General features: G+C 69.2%; 2 protein-coding genes. One reads left to right on the top strand and one right to left on the bottom strand.

Annotation, left to right across the window (positions count from 1 at the left end; all coding sequences use genetic code 11):
* A partial coding sequence (locus tag LPA54_RS32595; RefSeq protein WP_306806572.1) for a tetrahydrofolate dehydrogenase/cyclohydrolase catalytic domain-containing protein occupies positions 1–196 on the bottom strand: 196 nt, incomplete at its 3' end.
* Positions 197–489: 293 nt separating this feature from the next.
* Between LPA54_RS32595 and LPA54_RS32590 the strand changes: the two genes are divergently transcribed.
* Complete coding sequence (locus LPA54_RS32590) at positions 490–1,077, top strand: hypothetical protein (protein WP_193459608.1); 588 nt, start codon at positions 490–492, stop codon at positions 1,075–1,077.
* Positions 1,078–1,377 lie beyond the last annotated feature (300 nt).

The raw sequence follows: 1,377 nt of genomic DNA, 5'->3' as shown, positions 1-1,377 counted from the left end.
GGATGGAGGCGATGCCCACCTGGGCGCAGTCGCGGTGCTTGCCCGCGACGTACTTCTGGCTGCCGGGGTCGTCCCCCACGAGGATCGTGCCGAGGCCGGGCGTGACGCCCTTCTCCTTCAGCGCCGCCACACGGGCGGTCAGATCGGACTTGATCTCGGCTGCGGTGGCCTTGCCATCGAGAATCTGGGCGGTCATGGCCCCCATCCTCGCGGATGACCGGGTCCCTGTACCAATCAGCCCGCATTCCGGTCGGCCGTCCCGCCCGTACCGGGCATTCGATCACCATCGGTTGCAATACGAGCAAGATCGCGATGTTGCACTTGCACAACACATATGTCGTACCGCTGGACAAGGAAAGGAACGGTCAAGAACGATGAACGCGCAGTGCCGCGGGCAGAACCGGGGGGACGGACCGCATCTGTAGTACTTCCTCCGCGCCGTGCCTCGCGTCGTCCCCGCACCAGAAGCGCAACGGAGGAAGAACCGCCATGAGTTTCGGCGACCCGAACAACCCCTACGGGCAGCCGCCCCAGCAGCCCCAGGCCGGCCCCGGCTACGGCTACCCCCAGCAGCCCGGCCAGCCCGCGCAGCCCGGTTACGGCTACCCGTCGGCACCTCCTGTGGGCCAGCCCTACGGCGGCGGTTATGTCCCCACCCAGATGCCCGGCATCACGCGCGCCGCGCAGATCCTGCTCGGCGTGATCGCCCTCGCACACGTGATCATCGCGGCCGTGTACGGCGTGGCACTGGCGCAGTGGGACGAGTCGATGGCCGAGGCCGACCTCACGGCCGAAGCCGAGCAGTACGCCGACCTGGGCAAGGGCGTCATCGTCTTCTTCGCCGGTCTGGCCGCCGTCTTCGCGATACTCGGCCTGGTGCTCCTGCTGCAGTACGCCAAGGGCGGCAGCTCGGTCCGCGTCTGCTCGATCGTGTACGCCTCGTTCGCGATCGTCAGCGGCCTCTTCGCGCTGGCCATCTACCTGCTCGGCCTGGTCATCTGGGTCGTGTCGATCCTGGTGATCGTGTTCTGCGCCAAGCGGGCGAGCACCGAGTGGTTCCGGCGCCCGAGGTACTGATCCCCGCGGGACCGCACCCGCCCGCCGTTCCACCTCAAGGCCGTGTCCGCCCCGTGCGGGGGACACGGCCTCGGTGCGTCCGGGTCCGTGCCATCTCGGTGCGTCCGGGTCCGTGCCATGAGCGCCCGAGCCGCGCCTTTCGCGCCGAACCCGCCGCACACCCGTGTCGCACCCGATCGGGGGAGGTCCCGCGGCGGGGCGTCCCCCTACCCTGGCCGAGTAGCTGTCAGGCATGGGGGGATGCACCGTGTACAGCCTCATCGTCGTACCTCCGGCGACCGTGCCGGAGGACTCCGGCAC

This window comes from Streptomyces sp. DH12 (assembly GCF_020873895.1).
Taxonomy (GTDB): Bacteria; Actinomycetota; Actinomycetes; order Streptomycetales; family Streptomycetaceae; genus Streptomyces.
The sequence above is the reverse complement of the archived record's forward strand: the minus strand, read 5'-3'. Positions and strand labels throughout refer to the sequence as shown.

What these genes read in the sequence shown, in the direction of transcription:
- LPA54_RS32590 (WP_193459608.1), top strand. Translation starts at nt 490, where the DNA reads ATGAGTTTCGGCGACCCGAACAACCCCTACGGGCAGCCGCCCCAGCAG.